Below are 15,837 nucleotides of genomic sequence, written 5' to 3'. Positions count from 1 at the left end.
ACATGATGTAAGAAAAACGCCAGAGACGCCTTTTCTTTGGAGTCACTCCCTTTGAAACTGACAGAAAGACTGCTTGAACGTTCTCTAATCCCTCAATCAACGCTTCTTTCTTTACGCGGAAAAACTAGCCCTGTAGCAAGAGCTAGTTATTGACGACTTTCACTTTATTGTCATCCAGCGTCATCCCGAGTTCTTCAGAGGCAAGATAGAGAATCCGGTCAGGCGCACTAAGCTCCACGACCTGCAAGGATAGCCCTTCATTCAGCTGAACCTGTTCGGCAATCAGCGCTTCCAGTTCATATACTTCCTGATTCGTTCCGTAAATCGTAGCGTAGTTATGTACAATCATGCTAACCATAAGAAAGGTGCAGGCGACTATGAAACCAATGATTAGTTTTTCGCCGAAGGTAACGTTCATCCTTACCCGGCGAACACGCGTTTTTGTTTGAACCTGCTGTTGCTGCTGCTCCTGATACTTACGTGCAACCATATTCATCGAAACCCTCCTTGTTACTGTTTTTCTGCTACGCGAAGCTTTGCAGAACGCGCGCGATTATTGACTTGCAGTTCTTCCTCTGATGCGACGACAGGCTTTTTGTTGATAAGCTTTAAAACCGGCTCATAGCCGGGAGGGACAACCGGGAGACCTGGTGGTAAATCAGGGCCTTTGCTGTGCTCCTTAAAGATTTCCTTGCAAAGACGATCTTCAAGTGAGTGAAAGGTAATCACCGATAAACGTCCGCCTTTATTAAGCAGCGTGATCGCGTCCTCCAGCGCTTCCTCAAATGCACCAAGCTCATCATTAACGGCAATCCGGATCGCCTGAAAAGTCCGTTTCGCCGGATGACCACCTTTGCGGCGGGCCGGGGCGGGAATCGCTTCTTTAATGATCTCGACAAGCTCACCTGTTGTTTCAATCGCTTTCCGTTCGCGGTACGCCTCGATCTTTCGTGCAATTTGCTTGGCAAAGCGCTCTTCCCCGTATCTGGCAATGATCGAATGGAGCCGTTCAAAGGACCATTCATTGACCACTTCATATGCGGTTAAAGAAGCGGTTTGATCCATTCTCATATCCAGCTCAGCATCCTGATGGTAGCTGAATCCCCGCTCAGCTTCATCCAGCTGCGGACTGGAAACTCCTAAATCAAATAAAATACCGTCAACCCCTGTAACGCCGTACTTATGTAGCTCCCGTTTGAGAAAGCGAAAATTGCTGCGAATAAAGGTCACGCGCCCTTCAAATTCCGCTAGCCGCTCCCTCGCAACCTCGAGCGCCTTGTCATCCTGGTCAAATGCATATAAGTGACCTTGTGGTGAAAGCCGGGAGGCAATTAACGAGGAATGGCCGGCTCCGCCCAGCGTACAATCAACATAAATGCCATCAGGCTTAATATGTAGTCCATCTACCGCTTCCTGCTTTAAAACTGTTACGTGTAGAAACAATTCTTCACCTCCATGACTAAAACCGTGTTCCTCTTTCTACTAGAGGTCAAAATCAACAATATTTTCAGCGATTTCGCTAAAGGAATCCTCAGACTCAGCGAAATACGTTTCCCAATTCTCTTTGCTCCACACTTCAACTCTGTTCGAGACGCCGATAATGACACACTCTTTTTCCAGTTGAGCAAACTCACGCAGAGGGGAGGCAATATTTACCCTTCCCTGTTTATCCAGTTCACATTCGGCAGCGCCTGAAAAAAAGAAACGGGTGAACGCACGCGCATCTTTTTTTGTAAAGGGTAACTCTTTCAGCTGGTTTTCGAGCTTCCGCCACTCTTCAGAAGGATAGACAAATAAACAACGATCCAGCCCACGTGTCATCACAAAGGATGAACCGAGGCCATCACGAAATTTAGCCGGAATAATCATTCTCCCTTTTTCGTCTACGTTATGGCGATACTCCCCCATAAACATCTCGAATCCAACTCCCCCCACTTCCTACCCTTAAGTTACCACAACCCTCCACTTTGCACCACTGTAAATTTTATTTTTCTCCACAAAAAAAACTTGCTCGTAAAAGCAAGTTTTTTCGTTCTCATTCTTCCGACAGAAAAAAGAAACAATTATTTACAAATAAAAGAGCTTATGGCGCATATCTAAAGTTACATCAGTCGACAATATTCGGCGGAATTCCTCAATCCCGAGCAAATTCACAAATAAAAGCGGATGAAAGACCCGCTCTTGCGGATGCTGAAGCGGAAACAGCCACCGCTCTGCCTCGGCAAATTTTTCAAGCGTATGTTCATGCTGTTGTCGAACGAAATGTGCCATTCTTTTTTCTAAAAACTTCAGCTGATCCTCAATAATCACCGCATTTTTTTCACTGAGCGCCGCCAAAGTAACGTCCATCTCCACCGCCAGCTCCCGCAGCGGGCGATGATAGCTCAGCATTTGTTCACGCACCTGTTGTGCCACTTCATGAACCGGATATGGATTCTGCTCCGCTAACCATGCCTCGCGCAGCTGCTCCATTCCGCCGCTTAAAAACGGTTCAATTTCATAGCTGAACTGATCAAGCCACTTCTGGACAGCCGCCGGAACGATCGTCGCCTGATAACGCGGAATGACCGGCGGGACCTTCCAGCCAAAATGATGAAACACATCCTTTAACGTAGCCCAATATAACAATTCACCGGGACCTGAGATAAAAGCGAGTACCGGCAGCAGCCATTCCTGCATTAACGGCCTTGTGACGACATTGTTGCTGAAGCGCTCCGGCTCTTGCTGCAGCAGCTCGCGCAGCTCCCGTTTCGTAAAGCGCAGCTTGCCCCCGCGCACGACAAAGGCTTCATCCTGATAATCGAGCCGCTTTCGCTCCCCGTTCACCTCTAAAAAGAGATGGGAATTTTCCGCTTCTGTCACCACAGGAGTGCCGTATCCCGCTTCATAAAAGGCTTTCGCTCCCCTTTGCTGAGCGGTCTGCACCTCTTCCACTTCCTCGATTAACCGTTCAAAGTAAGGGATCTCGAGGCGGCGCAGCAACGGATCATGAGCATCGAGCAGCAATAGCCCTTCATGGCCGAAAAACCAGTTCATCACTTTTTGAAAGAAGCTGACATACGTCACCCCTTCTTCAAGAAACCCTTCAAGCTTGGTGAGGAGCTGCTTCGTATACGCTGTTTCCGGCAAGGAAGCGAACACGGTCTGAAGCCACTGCTTCAGCTGTTTTCGCTCAAGTGGAAGCTTAGACGCCGAATTGGCTGCGCCTCCTTCCTCCAGCATATGCTTTTTCCATCTCTTATTTTTTTCAATGTATACATATCGTATTTCATCAAGGTCATGATCTTCACCAGCGATCCAGAAAACAGGGACGACCGGAAGCCCAAGTTCTTTTTCCTGCTGCTTCGCCATCAGCAAAATAGACATCGCCTTATACACAGTAAAAAGCGGTCCCGTCAGCAGACCTGCTTGCTGCCCCCCTACGACAACGAGGGAGTTGGCTTGTTTCAGCTTTTCAATTTGTTGTCTCGCTTCCTCCCGATAAGACAGCCGGGCATGAACTTCCGTGAAGTAATCAGCTAACTGCTCCCTTTGATAAGAACGGGTAAGCAATTCTGCCGCTCTCTGCTTATACTTTTCCTGATCAAGAAAGGCATAGTCTAAAAAAGGCAAACATCGCTCCTTCCCTTCACTATAATCTTTCAAAAAGCCGGACCTGGATGAAAGATTCACTTCTCCAACTCTCATATGTAAAGACGTCCCTTCGTATTGCTAAATTCTTACCCCATCATAGCAAAAACTTTTATGAACACCAAACGTTATGAACTGGAACCTGTCGTTCATGATGAAATCAGACGCGAGAGCAAGCCATAGCCGCTTAACACGAGATAAAGAACAAAGAATAGCAGGAAGTTAACGCGCCAGATTCCTTTTAACAGCTTCCTTGTATAAATGTCTCCGGATGCCTGCCAATGAAGCCAGGTGAAGACGAGGGCAATAAAAAAGAAAATCGCCAAAATCATCCACAAAAAAGAGCGCCCCCACAGCTCATACATAATAAAATAAACAGCTGCCATAAATAAGACCACACTTCCATCGGAGGCGACCCGCATTGCTCTCGCTTTCTTTCTTGTTATCTTTACCGTTATGAGATAAAGCACGTACCAGCCAAGTAATGGCAAAGTAATGATTGTCGCGATAAACCATGAAAGCACCTGACTCAATCGTCTCCCTCCTTTCTTGCTGCCTCTTCTTTTGAGCTAACCGCCATAGTAACAAAGTTCAGGACCGGCACGGCAAGCTGCTTTTGTTCGGCCAGCCTGATGAGATAGCCTGAAATACTGGCAATTTCCGTCTGCCGCCGATTGGAGAGATCAACGAGCATTGACGATGTATTCGACGCTGTCTGCTCGCAAACCCGGACAACATGAGCCCATCTTTCCTCCTCATCATCACGCTCCAATACTTGCATCACTTCGGTAAAGATCGCTCTCATCATCTCTTTGCGGGGCCGGCTTGTAACCAACTCGCCATTTTTCACTCCCAGCAAAGCTGTCAGTGGATTAATACAGGCATTGACGATCAGTTTTTGCTGCAGCATCTCGAGCCAGTCCCCTTCATAGCGGACCGGAAAAGCGTCCTCACCACTATCCGCCGCGAACAGATCGTCCAGCAGAGCCGCTTCTTTTCTGACGTAACCCCATCTCAACCGGCCGCGTCCGGTATGCCGGACTGTATGATCATTTTCCCGTACCGCTCCATGCTCCATCACCCCAACGGCGACAGTCGCGATTGGCAGGTCGGCAAAATAGTCGATATGAGCCATCCCATTTTGCAAAAATAAAATCGAGGAAATCCGCTTATCCTTCAATTGGGAAAGCACGTCTTTCACACTGTATGCTTTCACGGTCAAAATCACGACATCCAGTTGATCCTTTTCCGTCAACCCGGCTAACGTTTTGGCTTTGACCGCTTTTCTCTGTGTCCTTCCATAAAAATCGATCAGCTGCAGCCCGTGGTCGTTAATCCGTTCCGCCTGCTCCTTTCGCTGTGTCAACAAGACGACATCGTGCCTGCGGTCCGCCAGATAGCAGGCCGTCAGCATCCCGATTGCACCCGCCCCAACAATCGCAACCTTCATTCGTTCTAAACCCCTTCTTCTATCAACTAGTATCACATATGAAAATTGTACCATATTACTAGCCTTTCATGCCTATCGTTTATATTCTGATTATTAGAATTATTCCATCCGCCCAAAAATTTTCGCATTTTTAAACGCTTTCCCGCCGACTTGTAGTAAAATAAAAGGGTAAAGACAGAATCATTGGAAATCGGGAGGAATGCTAAATGGGAAATCATGAAGTGACACGCTTATTGGTGAACTACAAAACCTTAGAAGAATTCAAGAACTTCCGAGAGTTCGGGGCTGCTGAACTTTCCATGAAAGATGATTTAGAAGCAAACATTATTGAAAACGACAGTGAATCACCATTCTATGGAATCTATTTTGGTAAAAAGCTCGTTGCTCGTATGAGCTTGTATAAAATCGAAGCGAAATTCGACCGTTACTTCGACCCACCGCAAGATTATTTGGAATTATGGAAATTGGAAGTGCTGGAACCATACCGCAAGAAAGGGTACGGAAAAGCGCTCGTCGATTTTGCCAAATCATTCAACTTACCGATCAAGACGAACGCCCGTCAAGGCTCGGGGGAATTCTGGAGTCATATGGGCTTTGAGCCGGTGACGTACCAGCCGGCGCGCGACCGCGGGGAAAGCCCGTATGTCTGGTATCCGGCAGGAGTTCAGGAACAGCAGGAAAACACAACGCCGGTTAACGTCGAGTCAAACCAGGAACTTTAACAATAAAAAGATAAAACGAAACCAGATAGTAGATAGGGGCTGGGCAAAAGGTAAAAAACAACCTTACGCCCAGCCCCTCTATGTTTCTATTCAAGGCATGAACCTGCCGCCCTACGATTCTGATGCGTGCTGATAGCCGGACATCTTTCTGGCGCGATCCATAATCGACAATAACGCGCGGTAATCCTCGGCCATGATTCGCTTATCCTCTTTTACTTTTTCAAGCTCCTGCTTCAGCGCTTCATTTTCCTGTTTCAAGCTTTCTACATCTTTTGCAACGGCCTGCTGCTGATTTTTATGGTACTCATGTAAAAAGTCTATAACCTGCTCCATCGTAAGCGTCACCGGCTCGGCTTTTGCGCTGGCTGGCTCGGTTTCCTGCTCAGGCTTCTGCTCGACTTGTTCAACCGGGCTTTCCTGAGCGGTCAGCTCCTCACTCGTTTCCTCCTGCCACTTGCTCTCCTGCACCGCTTTTCCTTTTTTATTTTTCGAGCGCTGCTTTTTAGCGAGCGCAATGGCTGATTCATATTTTTTACGAATGGTTGAGTTCCAACGGAAGCCGCAAGCCGCACTTGTCCTTGAGAGCCGCTCGGCAATTTCCTCAAAAGCGGCAAGCTGGGTGCTCCCTTCCCTGATATGTCTGAGAACAACTTCTGCCAAAATTAAATCTTCATCTGCAGTCCATGCATCTTGTCGGATTGTGGTCATAGAATTAGCCCCTCCCTAAAGTTTCGTTGCTTATACTGTATGCATCTACTAGAGTAGAAAGACGTACAATTAAGAAAAACGCCAGAGGCATTTCTCCAATCAAGCCGAAAAATAATATCCTTTCTGTTCTTTCAACAGAAAAATATGCCATTCTATTAGAATTATGACCAATTGCTGATAATGTATTCACTTCTGAGAAAGAGGAGGTTTCCCGGCATACAAAAAGAGGGTATCCAAAAGGTTGCGCTCAACCTTTTGGATACCCTCTTTAATTGAATCAATGATCCATTATTTGCTAATAACTTCCTGGCCTTTGTAAGAGCCACACTCTTTACAAACACGGTGCGCAAGCTTCAACTCTCCACACTCAGGACACTTAGTCATGCCAGGTACTGCTAACTTATAGTGAGTACGACGCTTATTCTTACGAGTTTTAGACGTTCTTCTAAAAGGTACTGCCATCATTCCCACCTCCTTACAAAATTCAATTCTTCAATACCAGCATATGACTGGCTTTATGAAATGAAGGCCGAGCAATGCCGGTGCTTCGATTTTCCTATTCCTTATCAAAAAACTTCGCTAAATCAGCAAGCCGCGGATCAATCCGGTTTTTCTGCTGTTCTTCCGTGACAAGCTCCCAATCTGTCCCGGACGGAGGGGCTTGACGCTGCGCTTCATCATCCGCATATACCTGAATCGGGATTTCAAGCAAAATCCGCTCCTTGACATAAGGAAGCAGATCGATCGATTCTCCTTCAATCGGATGAATGTCATCGTCCTCTTCATCGGCGATCCACTCATCAGCCGATGGATGAAAACGCTCGGTAACATGCAGGTCAATCGGAAAATGGACATCTGCTAATGTCCTTGCGCAAGGCAAAATTAATTCACCTGATAGATCAAGCTCAAAAGTCCAAAGTGAACGGGAGAATGTTACTTCCCCACGAACGACGATTGGAGAGACGGCGCGAATTTCCGCATTTTGTTCTTTTAAGCTCGTCAGATCAACGGTTTCCTCAAATGTAAATGGCTTATGCTTAGCAGCCTGAAGCTGCTGAAGAGACCATTTCATGATCAATCACCTCTAAGACAACAAAATTAAGTATAGCTCTCCGCCTTTTTTTTGTCAACCTTTTTTCTTTACAGCGGTTTGTCTATAATAAACATAGCATTTATCCTCTTTGGAGCATGAGGTTTATTGTAGCACGTCCTCCTATGTGTGTAAAGAATAGCAAAAAGAGCGATCCTGAAAGGAAGTGTTGGAATGAAAGCAGTTGGCATCGTCGTCGAATATAATCCTTTCCATAATGGCCATCTCTACCATGTGACAGAAGCCAAAAAGCAGACGGGGGCTGACCTTGTCATCGCTGTGATGAGCGGCTCTTTTTTGCAGAGAGGCGAACCCGCGCTATGTTCCAAATGGCATAGAACGGAAATGGCACTGGCTAATGGTGTTGATCTTGTCGTCGAACTGCCGTATCTTTACTCTACCCAAAAAGCCGAATTATTTGCCAAAGGAGCGGTAACCATCCTCGCAGAAATGGGCGTCGATTTCCTCAACTTCGGCAGCGAGGCCGGGGAGATCGAACGGTTTACTTCACTGGTGGAGACGATGGAGCAGCACGAAGAGGCATTTAACCGGCTTGTAAAAGACAGGATGAAAGAGGGCGTAAGCTACCCGCGCGCGACAGCCGAAGCCTTTACGCAATTACAGCTTGATCCGGATACCCTCAGCCTGCAGGAGCCGAACAATATTTTAGGCTATCATTATGTGAAGGCGATTCGGGAAGGGAATTATTCGATTCAAGCCTCGACGACACCGCGGCAGCAGGCTCATTACCATGAGCAAACATTGCCGCAAACTGCGATTGCAAGCGCAACAAGCATTCGTCAGGCATTGCGTAAGGATAAGGAAAGTGGCCTGTCACAAACAAAGCATGTGATGCCTGAAGCGACTTTCCGGCTGCTGATTAACTATCAACAAACGTATACGCTTTTACATACATGGGAGCATTATTTCCCGCTCCTTCATTATAAAGTGATGGCGAGCCCGCTTGAGAGCCTGCGCGCCTGTTATGAATGCGAAGAAGGACTGGAATACCGGGTAAAGGAAATGATGATGACAGCTGTTTCCTTTGAGGACTGGATGACGAAAATGAAAACAAAACGCTACACATGGACCCGCCTGCAACGGCTGGCAACCCACCTGCTAACCAATACGACGAAGGAGGAAATGAAAGCGGGACTGGCCACACCGCTTCCGTATATTCGTTTGCTCGGAATGACAGCTGCCGGCCAGCGCTATTTAAACGATACAAAAAAACAGCGGCAGCTCCCGCTCGTCACCCGCTTTCCAAAAGGAGAAGCGATCATCGCTAAGCTTGAGGAGCGTGCCACCGCGATTTATTTATCCGCCCTGCCGAATCGGCTCAAAGCCGAACAGATTCAGCAGGAGTTCAAACGCTCACCGGTGCGTCCACATTAGGAGCGCGCCGGCAAACTTTCCAAAAAGGACAGTGCTTCATTGAACGTATCAATTGGAATAATCTCCATCTCGCTGCCGATATCGGCAGCGGCCGCCAATGCCTCCTCGTAATTGGAGTCGGGAGCGCCGTTTTCATTAGGGGCGAGAAAGTACTCCGCCCCTTCCTTATCCGCTGCCACGACCTTTTGAGCAGCGCCGCCAATCCGGCCGACCTGACCCTCTTCATTGATCGTCCCTGTTCCGGCAATCGCATAGCCTTTTGTTAAATCTTCTTCATGCAGCTGATTATAAATCTCAAGCGAGAACATCAGCCCGGCCGAAGGGCCGCCAATTTGACTTGTATCAATCTGAACATCCGGCGTAAATGTCAGCTCGCGATCAGTTACGGGTTCGGAAATGCCAATTCCGACCCGTTCATCCGTCAGTCCGAATTCCTCGGGAAATGGAGCAAAGCCGAGCTCAACCTGCTCAACGCGTCCATTGCGGGTAACAGACAGCCGGACTTGATCCTCGGCTGTTTTACCATTGAGCAGTTCAATTAGCTGCTCCGCAGTTTGCACCGGCGTCCCGTCGACTTCCACAATATGATCGCCTCGCTGGAGGACGCCGTCTGCCGGCATTCCTTCGATTAACGTTGTGACAAGAACCCCTTTATGTACATACTCAATTTCTTTACCGGCATGCTCATAGGCGACGATTTTCGCTGTTTCCTGCGAGTTCGTCATCGCCATTAATTGCCGATGCTCATACTCTTCATCCGTTTCTCCTTCAAAGCGCAGCTGCTCTTCCGGATACAGCATCCGGTAAGGACTGAAATGGGCCCAGACATAAAATAATAAATTGGCTTTTCCCATTTGCACGGTTGTCAGCATAAACGAGCCGTCCTCGCGAAAGCCATCTTCCACTTCGATCACCTGATCGAGGGCCAGTGCTCCGCCGGGCTGCGAATAATAATACGGAAGCTGAAAGAAATGGATAAAAAGCAAAGCAGCCAATAAAAAAATCCATCTTTTCTTAAGTAACGGTTTCGTTTGTGTCATTGATGTCTTTCCTCCCACTCGCGAATACATTGTTTGATTGCAGCCATTTTTTCTTTTGTTGCGGCTTCTCCACAGGCTATCAGCTGTTCAACGCCGGAAAAATCAAGCGAGCTTGAATGCTTGATGATCGGCCTGATCATTACTGAGCTGTTCATCTCCTGGGAACGGATCATTTCACGCGCCATAATATCCATGCTCTGCATGATCACATCATAGATCGTCCCGAGCTCCGGCTCCGTGCGGAAATAAGATACATCAACGGCGATCGTAATGTCTGCTCCCATTTCTTTTACAACCGAAACCGGAACGCGGTCTATCACGCCGCCATCGACAAGCATTCGTCCATTCCATTCTTCCGGAACGAAAATTCCCGGAATGGCAATGCTCGCTCTCACCGCCGCGGCGACATCCCCTGAGCGGATGACGACACGCTCGCCTTTTTTAATATCTGTGGCGACAATCGCCACAGGCGGGTCAAGCTCCTCGACATGTTTATGTTTGGCCAGCAGCCTGATCAGCTCTTTCACCTTTACCCCCATGACGAAACCAAGCTTTGGCACGGTTAAATCAAGGTAGTATTTCCGTCGAAATAAAGTCGCGAACCTTTCCAAATGAGCAACCGATTGGCCCGCGCCGTACAAGCTGCCGACCAGCGCACCCATGCTGCTTCCGGCTATCATGTCAATCGGGATATTTTCACTTTGCAACGCCTTCAGCACACCGATATGAGCATAGCCGCGCGCTCCGCCAGACCCTAAAGCGAGACCGATTTTAGGACGCATTTGTTTCACCGCCATCTCTCCACTTTCATTCAGAACTTATTTTCAATGATATGGTCTATTACGGGCTTGTATACGTATAGTTAAATGAACGGACATGTTTCTAAAATTCATGTCTCACGTATGCTTATGTTAATGAAGGAGGCCATATATTGATGTCCTTATCCATCACCAAAACCTTTTTGCTTGCCATGGTAAGCATGATATTAGCAGCTTCGTTAATGCTCTATCCAAAGGAATCGCTCGATGCTTCGATTCGTGGTATGGAGATGTGGTGGGATGTCGTTTTTCCCTCTTTGCTGCCCTTTTTTATCGTTTCTGAACTGTTAATCGGCTTTGGCGTCGTTACCTTTATCGGGACCTTGCTTGAACCGTTGATGCGGCCTTTTTTCCGGGTTCCCGGCGTCGGTGGATTCGTCTGGGCCATGGGACTTGCTTCAGGAAACCCGGCCGGAGCCAAAATTACGGCCCGCCTGCGCCAGGAAAAAAAAGTGACAAAAATTGAAGCCGAGCGGCTCGTCTGCTTCACAAACTCATCCAATCCATTATTTATTTTCGGCGCGATCGCGGTCGGCTTTTTTCACAACGCCTCGTTAGGCATTGTCCTTGCCCTCGCGCATTACATCGGCAACATTTGCGTCGGACTGTTAATGCGGTTCCACGGCCGCGATGAAGAGGCCAAGCATTCCGTCGAGCGCCCTCCCTTCCGCGGCCTGTCGCATGCGCTAAAGCTGATGCATGAAGAACGGATCCGCGACGGCCGGCCAATCGGCAAGCTGCTTGGCGATGCTGTTCATTCTTCAGTGCGGACGCTCTTAATGATCGGCGGATTTATTATTTTGTTTTCCGTATTGAACAAAATCTTGAGCCTGGTCGGAATTCAGGCCGTATTAGCTTCATTTTGTTCTATTATACTCGCTTTTTTTCATTTACCAAACGATTTAAGCATTCCGCTCATTTCCGGCTTGTTTGAAATTACATTAGGGGCGCAGATGGTCAGTCAAGTGACCAATACCGAGCTGCTGCAGCAAATCATCGTCACGAGCTTCTTTCTCGCTTTCAGCGGATTTTCGATCCAGGCTCAGGTCGCCAGCATTTTAGCGGAAACTGACATTCGCTTTAAACCGTTTTTTATCGCCCGCATCTTTCACGGCTTTTTCGCAGCGGTTCTCGTCTTTCTCCTGTGGAAGCCGCTTTACGTAAATCAGCAAGCAGGCTCCGACTTTCGCCCAAGCCTTCCCGTCTTTCTCGACGCTCCGTCCGGACAGTGGATTCAAACGATATGGCAGCCGTTCAGTCAATATGGCTCCGTCTTTACCCTTTTGATGCTTGTCATTTTCATTTTGTTGACGGCGTCGCGGACATTGAAGAGCGAATAAAGAGAAAAGCTTGAGACAAAACTAGCAAGGCTGGGCAAAAGGTAAAAAAACAACCTTTTGACCCAGCCTCTCGAAGCCACAGTTTTTGTTTAAGACTTGCTGAATTTTTCCTTCAAAGCGGCTGCGACCACCTCGGGAACAATATCAGAGACATCGGCATCGTATTTGGCTACCTCTTTAACAATGCTTGAGCTTAAATACGAATAATGATGATTCGTCATCATGAAAAAGGTTTCAATTTCCGGGCCAAGCTTCTTATTGATCGAAGCGGCCTGCATCTCATATTCAAAATCAGAAACAGCCCGCAGACCGCGAATAATCGTCTGCGCCTTTTTTGTTTTCATGTAATCGATCAACAGGCCGTTAAAGGCGTCGACTTCGACATTTTCAATATGCTTCGTCGCTTCCCGGAGCAAAGCGAGGCGTTCTTCGACTGAGAAAAGCGGCTGCTTGTTACGATTATGTAAGACAGCGACAATCACTTTATCAAACACCGCCGCCCCTCTTGAAATAATATCAATATGTCCTAACGTGACAGGATCAAAGCTTCCTGGACACACGGCAATACTAGTCATCCATTCTTCCTCCTTCAACCGTATAGTTGTAGATCGTAATTGTTGTGTCTCCGTACGTTTCACTGCGCTGCTTGTTCACATCACCGATGCAATCAGGCAGCTCCACAGCCCGGTCATGCTCACAGATGATCGTACATGCAGGCCCCAGCAGGCCAAAATCCTGAAGAATCCGAATTTCATTAACGAGATTCTGCTTTGCGTAAGGCGGGTCGAGAAAGACGTGGGAAAAAGTCAGCTTTCTTTTTAACAACGCTTTCAAGGCGCGCGACGCTTCATTTCGATACACCTCAGCCCGGTCAGTCAGTTCACAATCCGCTAAATTCTGCTTGACCACTTCCACCGCTTTACGGTTTTGATCGACGAAAATCGCCTGCTCCACTCCCCTGCTCAATGCCTCAATTCCAAGCCCTCCGCTGCCCGCATAAAGATCGAGGGCCCGGCCTTCGGTAAAGTACGGCCCAATCATATTAAAAATCGACTCCTTCACCTTATCCGTCGTCGGCCTCGTCGAGCTGCCGGGCACAGCCTTCAAAGGCAGTCCCTTCTTGTTTCCAGATATGACTCTCATACCATCTTCACCTGCTTCTTCTCCGAAATTACCTCTTTCATCCTACCATAAAAAAGAGTCATTATCCTCTTCTGTTTCTCATTTGATTTTTATGTATGAAGCAAGCCGAATTCGTCCATACTGACAGTAGTAGCACTCTTGTTAGTGTTACGACAACCGCGGAGAAGGCTTACGTTTCCCCATAAGTTCTTCCTCCGGTTTCTCCTCTCCCATAGCCTACAAGCATATGAATATATGCATATAGGCACCTCACAAGGACATCCTTGTGAGGTTTTTTTCTCGACAAAACCGCCAAAGTCTGCTACATTTTCAGCTAGAATCTAAATGGAAAGTAGGCATAACAATGATTCAACGCTTTATTTTATTAGGGGAAGGCTATACCGATTTATATGAGCTGTTTGAAATCGCCCGTACAAACCAGCGCCGGCTTCTGCGGCTCGTTCAGCTCGATACGGTCATTTCCGGGCAGAAAAAGTCTTCGCTGGTCGTTATTTTGCAGCCTGCCGAACCAGGTAAGCTGATGCCGCTCTACCTTTCACTGGAAGGCGTTTACCCACCGGAAGAAAAAGAAACAGAGCGCTATCAGCTGTTCGAGCAGCTTTCCCATGAACTTGACGCCCCGATTCACCGGCTTGAAGTTAAACCTTCCGCGGACTTTAACGAGCTTGAGCTTTATTTTCAATATGTGATCGGCGTTCTTCGCCTCAACCGTTTTATCCCGCCCCTCCAATAGCCAAAAAACAAAGAGTCTTTGCTTTCCTACTATAAAAACAAGGTCTTGGTCCAAAACTAGCTTTGGACCTACTGGCAATGGCTCCACACGCCACAAGCCCGTTGTGAGAAACCCACTCACAACGGGCTTTAACAAATCGTGGCGGTTCCGCTCATTGCTTAGAGGCTGTGCCAAAAGGTAAAACCAACCTTTTGGCACAGCCTCCTTTCTTTATGACAACGCTTTTTGATTTCGTTGTTGTTCCGCACGAAAACGCCGGCTGGCAGGTGGAATCACTTTCTTTTTGACGAGCAGCACATTGCCGAGCAGCAGCAATGCCGAAATGAGAAACAGACCGCGCACTCCCGCCGTGGCGACAACCGAGCCGCCAAGTACCGGACCAAGCATATTTCCTAAATACATCGCACTGTTGGAAAAGCCGTATGTCCGGCTCTCCATTCCGCCCGGCGCGTGAAGCCGGATCAACGTATTGGCGCAAGGCAAAAGTCCTCCGAGACAAAGCCCGATAAAAAAGCGCAAACAGATCAATTGCCAAACCTCTGTCACAAAAGCCAGTGGAATCGAAAAGCAGGCTGCCCCAAGCAGAGCATAAATCAGGACATGATGCGCCCCAACCTTATCCCCGAGCTTGCCAAGCTGTGACGATCCGAGCATATTGCCAAAGCCAAGCACAGAAACAGCGAGACCGGCAAATAAGGCGGCCTGCTCCGGAGAGGTCAGCTCTTCCACAAAAATCGAAAGCAGTGGATTGACACCCATAATCGCCAGCTGAATGAAAAAGATGACGAAATAGATCGCAAGGACAGGCCGATGTCCGGTAATCTGCTTCCATTCCTGCCATGTATTTGTCTTTTCAGTGACCTCTGCCGGTGTAAAGGATTCCCGAACGAAAAAAAACACGACAAGCGTTGCCACAAGCAGCCCTGTTCCTGTTACAAAGAAAATCATCCGGAAACCGAAAGCCTGTGCTAGGACGCCGCCAATCAACGGACCGCATATCGCCCCGGCGACCGTTCCTGCCTGCAGAAGTCCGAGCGCGTGCCCCGCCTTCTCCTTCGGCGTATTTGTCGCAACAAGGCCGATTGAAGCCGGGATAAACCCGGCAATCACCCCGTTTGCAAGGCGCAGAAAAAGGAGAGACACCGGCCCCGTTGCAAAGCCTGTTAAGCTGACAATCAGCGCCATGCCGAAGCCGGAACGTAAAATCATCATTTTCCGCCCGTATCGATCAGCTAAGCGTCCCCAGAACGGGGAAAATAAAAATGCCGTCAAGAAGTTTGCGCCGAAGATCACACCGGCCCACAAGCCAACAGCCGCGGGGTCATTTACCCCGAGCTCCTGCAAATAGAGAGGAAGAAAAGGCATAATCATCGTCATGGCACTCATCACAAGAAATTGACAGATCATTAAAATATATAAATTTCGCTTCCACCCGCTCATTCGAATCACTTCCTTATTTCTATTGTATATTTCGTTTTGCGAAATATACAACTCGCTTCTCCTATGCTTAGCGAAGGGATTGAGCGGGTTTTCATACATTTCTTCGATTTTCCTGCCGTTTAGGCAACGGTTGATTTTCGGGAGACAAAAGTATTTCCACTACATGAGAGCATAGCCCTCACTCTCCGCGGAAAGCTGTTTATTTCATCCAACCTCTCCTCTTGGCCTTTTTGTTAGTAACCAGGGTTCGCTACTGGGATGGGGGGCACGCTGCAATGCTTGTCTTTGCTGGCATGAACCTGAGAAAACTGGCGACACGGCCATTTCC

Annotated in this window: 18 protein-coding genes; 4 read left to right on the top strand and 14 right to left on the bottom strand. The window is 48.0% G+C overall.

Translation table 11 applies throughout. The features are described from left to right. Nucleotides 1-142: 142 nt before the first annotated feature. From ftsL to M3202_RS03275, 6 genes are all read right to left on the bottom strand, one after another. On the bottom strand, nt 143-496 hold the full coding sequence (gene ftsL, locus M3202_RS03300; protein ID WP_251221928.1) for a cell division protein FtsL: 354 nt from the start codon (nt 494-496) through the stop codon (nt 143-145). 14 nt (nt 497-510) lie between these two features. Then, nucleotides 511-1,443 carry a 16S rRNA (cytosine(1402)-N(4))-methyltransferase RsmH gene (gene rsmH / locus M3202_RS03295; RefSeq protein WP_251221927.1) on the bottom strand — a complete coding sequence of 311 codons (933 nt, stop codon included), beginning with the start codon at nt 1,441-1,443 and terminating at the stop codon, nt 511-513. Between the two features lie 39 nt (nt 1,444-1,482). Further along, a complete protein-coding gene (gene mraZ / locus M3202_RS03290; protein ID WP_251221926.1) occupies nt 1,483-1,914 on the bottom strand; it encodes a division/cell wall cluster transcriptional repressor MraZ in 432 nt (143 codons plus the stop codon). 153 nt (nt 1,915-2,067) lie between these two features. Continuing rightward, nucleotides 2,068-3,687, bottom strand: coding sequence for a bacillithiol biosynthesis cysteine-adding enzyme BshC (bshC, locus tag M3202_RS03285; RefSeq protein WP_251221925.1), 1,620 nt, complete (start codon nt 3,685-3,687; stop codon nt 2,068-2,070). A gap of 92 nt (nt 3,688-3,779) precedes the next feature. Beyond that, complete coding sequence (locus M3202_RS03280; RefSeq protein ID WP_251222229.1) at nt 3,780-4,154, bottom strand: DUF3397 domain-containing protein; 375 nt, start codon at nt 4,152-4,154, stop codon at nt 3,780-3,782. Between the two features lie 5 nt (nt 4,155-4,159). After that, nucleotides 4,160-5,080: a 2-dehydropantoate 2-reductase gene (locus tag M3202_RS03275; RefSeq protein ID WP_251221924.1), complete on the bottom strand. Its 921-nt coding sequence runs from the start codon at nt 5,078-5,080 to the stop codon at nt 4,160-4,162. A 206-nt stretch (nt 5,081-5,286) separates the two neighbouring features. Here M3202_RS03275 and M3202_RS03270 point away from each other — a divergent pair, with 206 nt between their 5' ends. Then, the gene (locus M3202_RS03270) at nt 5,287-5,802 is read left to right on the top strand and encodes an N-acetyltransferase (protein WP_251221923.1); all 516 of its coding nucleotides are present in this window, start codon (nt 5,287-5,289) and stop codon (nt 5,800-5,802) included. A 111-nt stretch (nt 5,803-5,913) separates the two neighbouring features. Here the strand turns inward: M3202_RS03270 and M3202_RS03265 are convergent, their stop codons facing one another. From M3202_RS03265 to M3202_RS03255, 3 genes are all read right to left on the bottom strand, one after another. Beyond that, complete coding sequence (locus tag M3202_RS03265; protein WP_251221922.1) at nt 5,914-6,510, bottom strand: RsfA family transcriptional regulator; 597 nt, start codon at nt 6,508-6,510, stop codon at nt 5,914-5,916. A 288-nt stretch (nt 6,511-6,798) separates the two neighbouring features. Continuing rightward, nucleotides 6,799-6,972 carry a 50S ribosomal protein L32 gene (gene rpmF / locus M3202_RS03260; RefSeq protein ID WP_251222228.1) on the bottom strand — a complete coding sequence of 58 codons (174 nt, stop codon included), beginning with the start codon at nt 6,970-6,972 and terminating at the stop codon, nt 6,799-6,801. A gap of 94 nt (nt 6,973-7,066) precedes the next feature. Then, on the bottom strand, nt 7,067-7,582 hold the full coding sequence (locus tag M3202_RS03255; protein ID WP_251221921.1) for a YceD family protein: 516 nt from the start codon (nt 7,580-7,582) through the stop codon (nt 7,067-7,069). A gap of 192 nt (nt 7,583-7,774) precedes the next feature. On the opposite strand from M3202_RS03255, the gene M3202_RS03250 reads away from it, so the two are divergent. Then, nucleotides 7,775-8,995 (top strand): nucleotidyltransferase, encoded by a 1,221-nt coding sequence (locus M3202_RS03250; protein ID WP_251221920.1) that lies wholly within the window; start codon nt 7,775-7,777, stop codon nt 8,993-8,995. Here M3202_RS03250 and M3202_RS03245 read toward each other — a convergent pair. Together M3202_RS03245 and M3202_RS03240 are read right to left on the bottom strand one after the other, a co-directional pair. Further along, entirely contained in the window at nt 8,992-10,035 is a 1,044-nt protein-coding gene (locus M3202_RS03245) for a SepM family pheromone-processing serine protease (RefSeq protein WP_251221919.1), read from the bottom strand. The two genes, M3202_RS03250 and M3202_RS03245, sit on opposite strands and share 4 nt — an antisense overlap. Continuing rightward, nucleotides 10,032-10,817, bottom strand: a complete 786-nt coding sequence (locus M3202_RS03240) for a patatin-like phospholipase family protein (RefSeq protein WP_251222227.1) — start codon at nt 10,815-10,817, stop codon at nt 10,032-10,034. Before M3202_RS03240 ends, M3202_RS03245 begins: the two co-directional genes overlap by 4 nt. A 152-nt stretch (nt 10,818-10,969) precedes the next feature. Here M3202_RS03240 and ylbJ point away from each other — a divergent pair, with 152 nt between their 5' ends. Then, entirely contained in the window at nt 10,970-12,193 is a 1,224-nt protein-coding gene (gene ylbJ, locus M3202_RS03235) for a sporulation integral membrane protein YlbJ (RefSeq protein ID WP_251221918.1), read from the top strand. Nucleotides 12,194-12,282: 89 nt separating this feature from the next. Here the strand turns inward: ylbJ and coaD are convergent, their stop codons facing one another. Continuing rightward, nucleotides 12,283-12,768: a pantetheine-phosphate adenylyltransferase gene (gene coaD / locus M3202_RS03230; protein ID WP_251221917.1), complete on the bottom strand. Its 486-nt coding sequence runs from the start codon at nt 12,766-12,768 to the stop codon at nt 12,283-12,285. After that, nucleotides 12,761-13,336 carry a 16S rRNA (guanine(966)-N(2))-methyltransferase RsmD gene (gene rsmD, locus M3202_RS03225; protein ID WP_251221916.1) on the bottom strand — a complete coding sequence of 192 codons (576 nt, stop codon included), beginning with the start codon at nt 13,334-13,336 and terminating at the stop codon, nt 12,761-12,763. The genes coaD and rsmD overlap by 8 nt, the downstream gene beginning before the upstream one ends. A gap of 343 nt (nt 13,337-13,679) precedes the next feature. Between rsmD and M3202_RS03220 the strand changes: the two genes are divergently transcribed. Next, nucleotides 13,680-14,069, top strand: coding sequence for a DUF7147 family protein (locus tag M3202_RS03220; RefSeq protein ID WP_251221915.1), 390 nt, complete (start codon nt 13,680-13,682; stop codon nt 14,067-14,069). 210 nt (nt 14,070-14,279) lie between these two features. Here M3202_RS03220 and M3202_RS03215 read toward each other — a convergent pair whose 3' ends face one another. Continuing rightward, complete coding sequence (locus M3202_RS03215; RefSeq protein ID WP_251221914.1) at nt 14,280-15,509, bottom strand: MFS transporter; 1,230 nt, start codon at nt 15,507-15,509, stop codon at nt 14,280-14,282. Nucleotides 15,510-15,837: the final 328 nt, after the last annotated feature.

Source organism: Halalkalibacter oceani, assembly GCF_023715605.1.
Taxonomy (GTDB): domain Bacteria; phylum Bacillota; class Bacilli; order Bacillales; family Bacillaceae_D; genus Halalkalibacter; species Halalkalibacter oceani.
This window is presented reverse-complemented; position numbering and strand designations above follow the sequence as displayed.

Bases quoted from the DNA above. Each gene is read 5' to 3' on its own strand.
- M3202_RS03220 (WP_251221915.1), top strand. From the start codon at position 13,680: ATGATTCAACGCTTTATTTTATTAGGGGAAGGCTATACCGATTTATAT.
- ftsL (WP_251221928.1), bottom strand. From the start codon at position 496: ATGAATATGGTTGCACGTAAGTATCAGGAGCAGCAGCAACAGCAGGTT.
- M3202_RS03265 (WP_251221922.1), bottom strand. From the start codon at position 6,510: ATGACCACAATCCGACAAGATGCATGGACTGCAGATGAAGATTTAATT.
- rpmF (WP_251222228.1), bottom strand. From the start codon at position 6,972: ATGGCAGTACCTTTTAGAAGAACGTCTAAAACTCGTAAGAATAAGCGT.
- M3202_RS03275 (WP_251221924.1), bottom strand. From the start codon at position 5,080: ATGAAGGTTGCGATTGTTGGGGCGGGTGCAATCGGGATGCTGACGGCC.
- M3202_RS03255 (WP_251221921.1), bottom strand. From the start codon at position 7,582: ATGAAATGGTCTCTTCAGCAGCTTCAGGCTGCTAAGCATAAGCCATTT.
- bshC (WP_251221925.1), bottom strand. From the start codon at position 3,687: ATGAGAGTTGGAGAAGTGAATCTTTCATCCAGGTCCGGCTTTTTGAAA.
- M3202_RS03270 (WP_251221923.1), top strand. From the start codon at position 5,287: ATGGGAAATCATGAAGTGACACGCTTATTGGTGAACTACAAAACCTTA.
- coaD (WP_251221917.1), bottom strand. From the start codon at position 12,768: ATGACTAGTATTGCCGTGTGTCCAGGAAGCTTTGATCCTGTCACGTTA.
- M3202_RS03215 (WP_251221914.1), bottom strand. From the start codon at position 15,509: ATGAGCGGGTGGAAGCGAAATTTATATATTTTAATGATCTGTCAATTT.
- ylbJ (WP_251221918.1), top strand. From the start codon at position 10,970: ATGTCCTTATCCATCACCAAAACCTTTTTGCTTGCCATGGTAAGCATG.
- M3202_RS03245 (WP_251221919.1), bottom strand. From the start codon at position 10,035: ATGACACAAACGAAACCGTTACTTAAGAAAAGATGGATTTTTTTATTG.
- M3202_RS03250 (WP_251221920.1), top strand. From the start codon at position 7,775: ATGAAAGCAGTTGGCATCGTCGTCGAATATAATCCTTTCCATAATGGC.
- mraZ (WP_251221926.1), bottom strand. From the start codon at position 1,914: ATGTTTATGGGGGAGTATCGCCATAACGTAGACGAAAAAGGGAGAATG.
- rsmD (WP_251221916.1), bottom strand. From the start codon at position 13,336: ATGAGAGTCATATCTGGAAACAAGAAGGGACTGCCTTTGAAGGCTGTG.
- M3202_RS03240 (WP_251222227.1), bottom strand. From the start codon at position 10,817: ATGCGTCCTAAAATCGGTCTCGCTTTAGGGTCTGGCGGAGCGCGCGGC.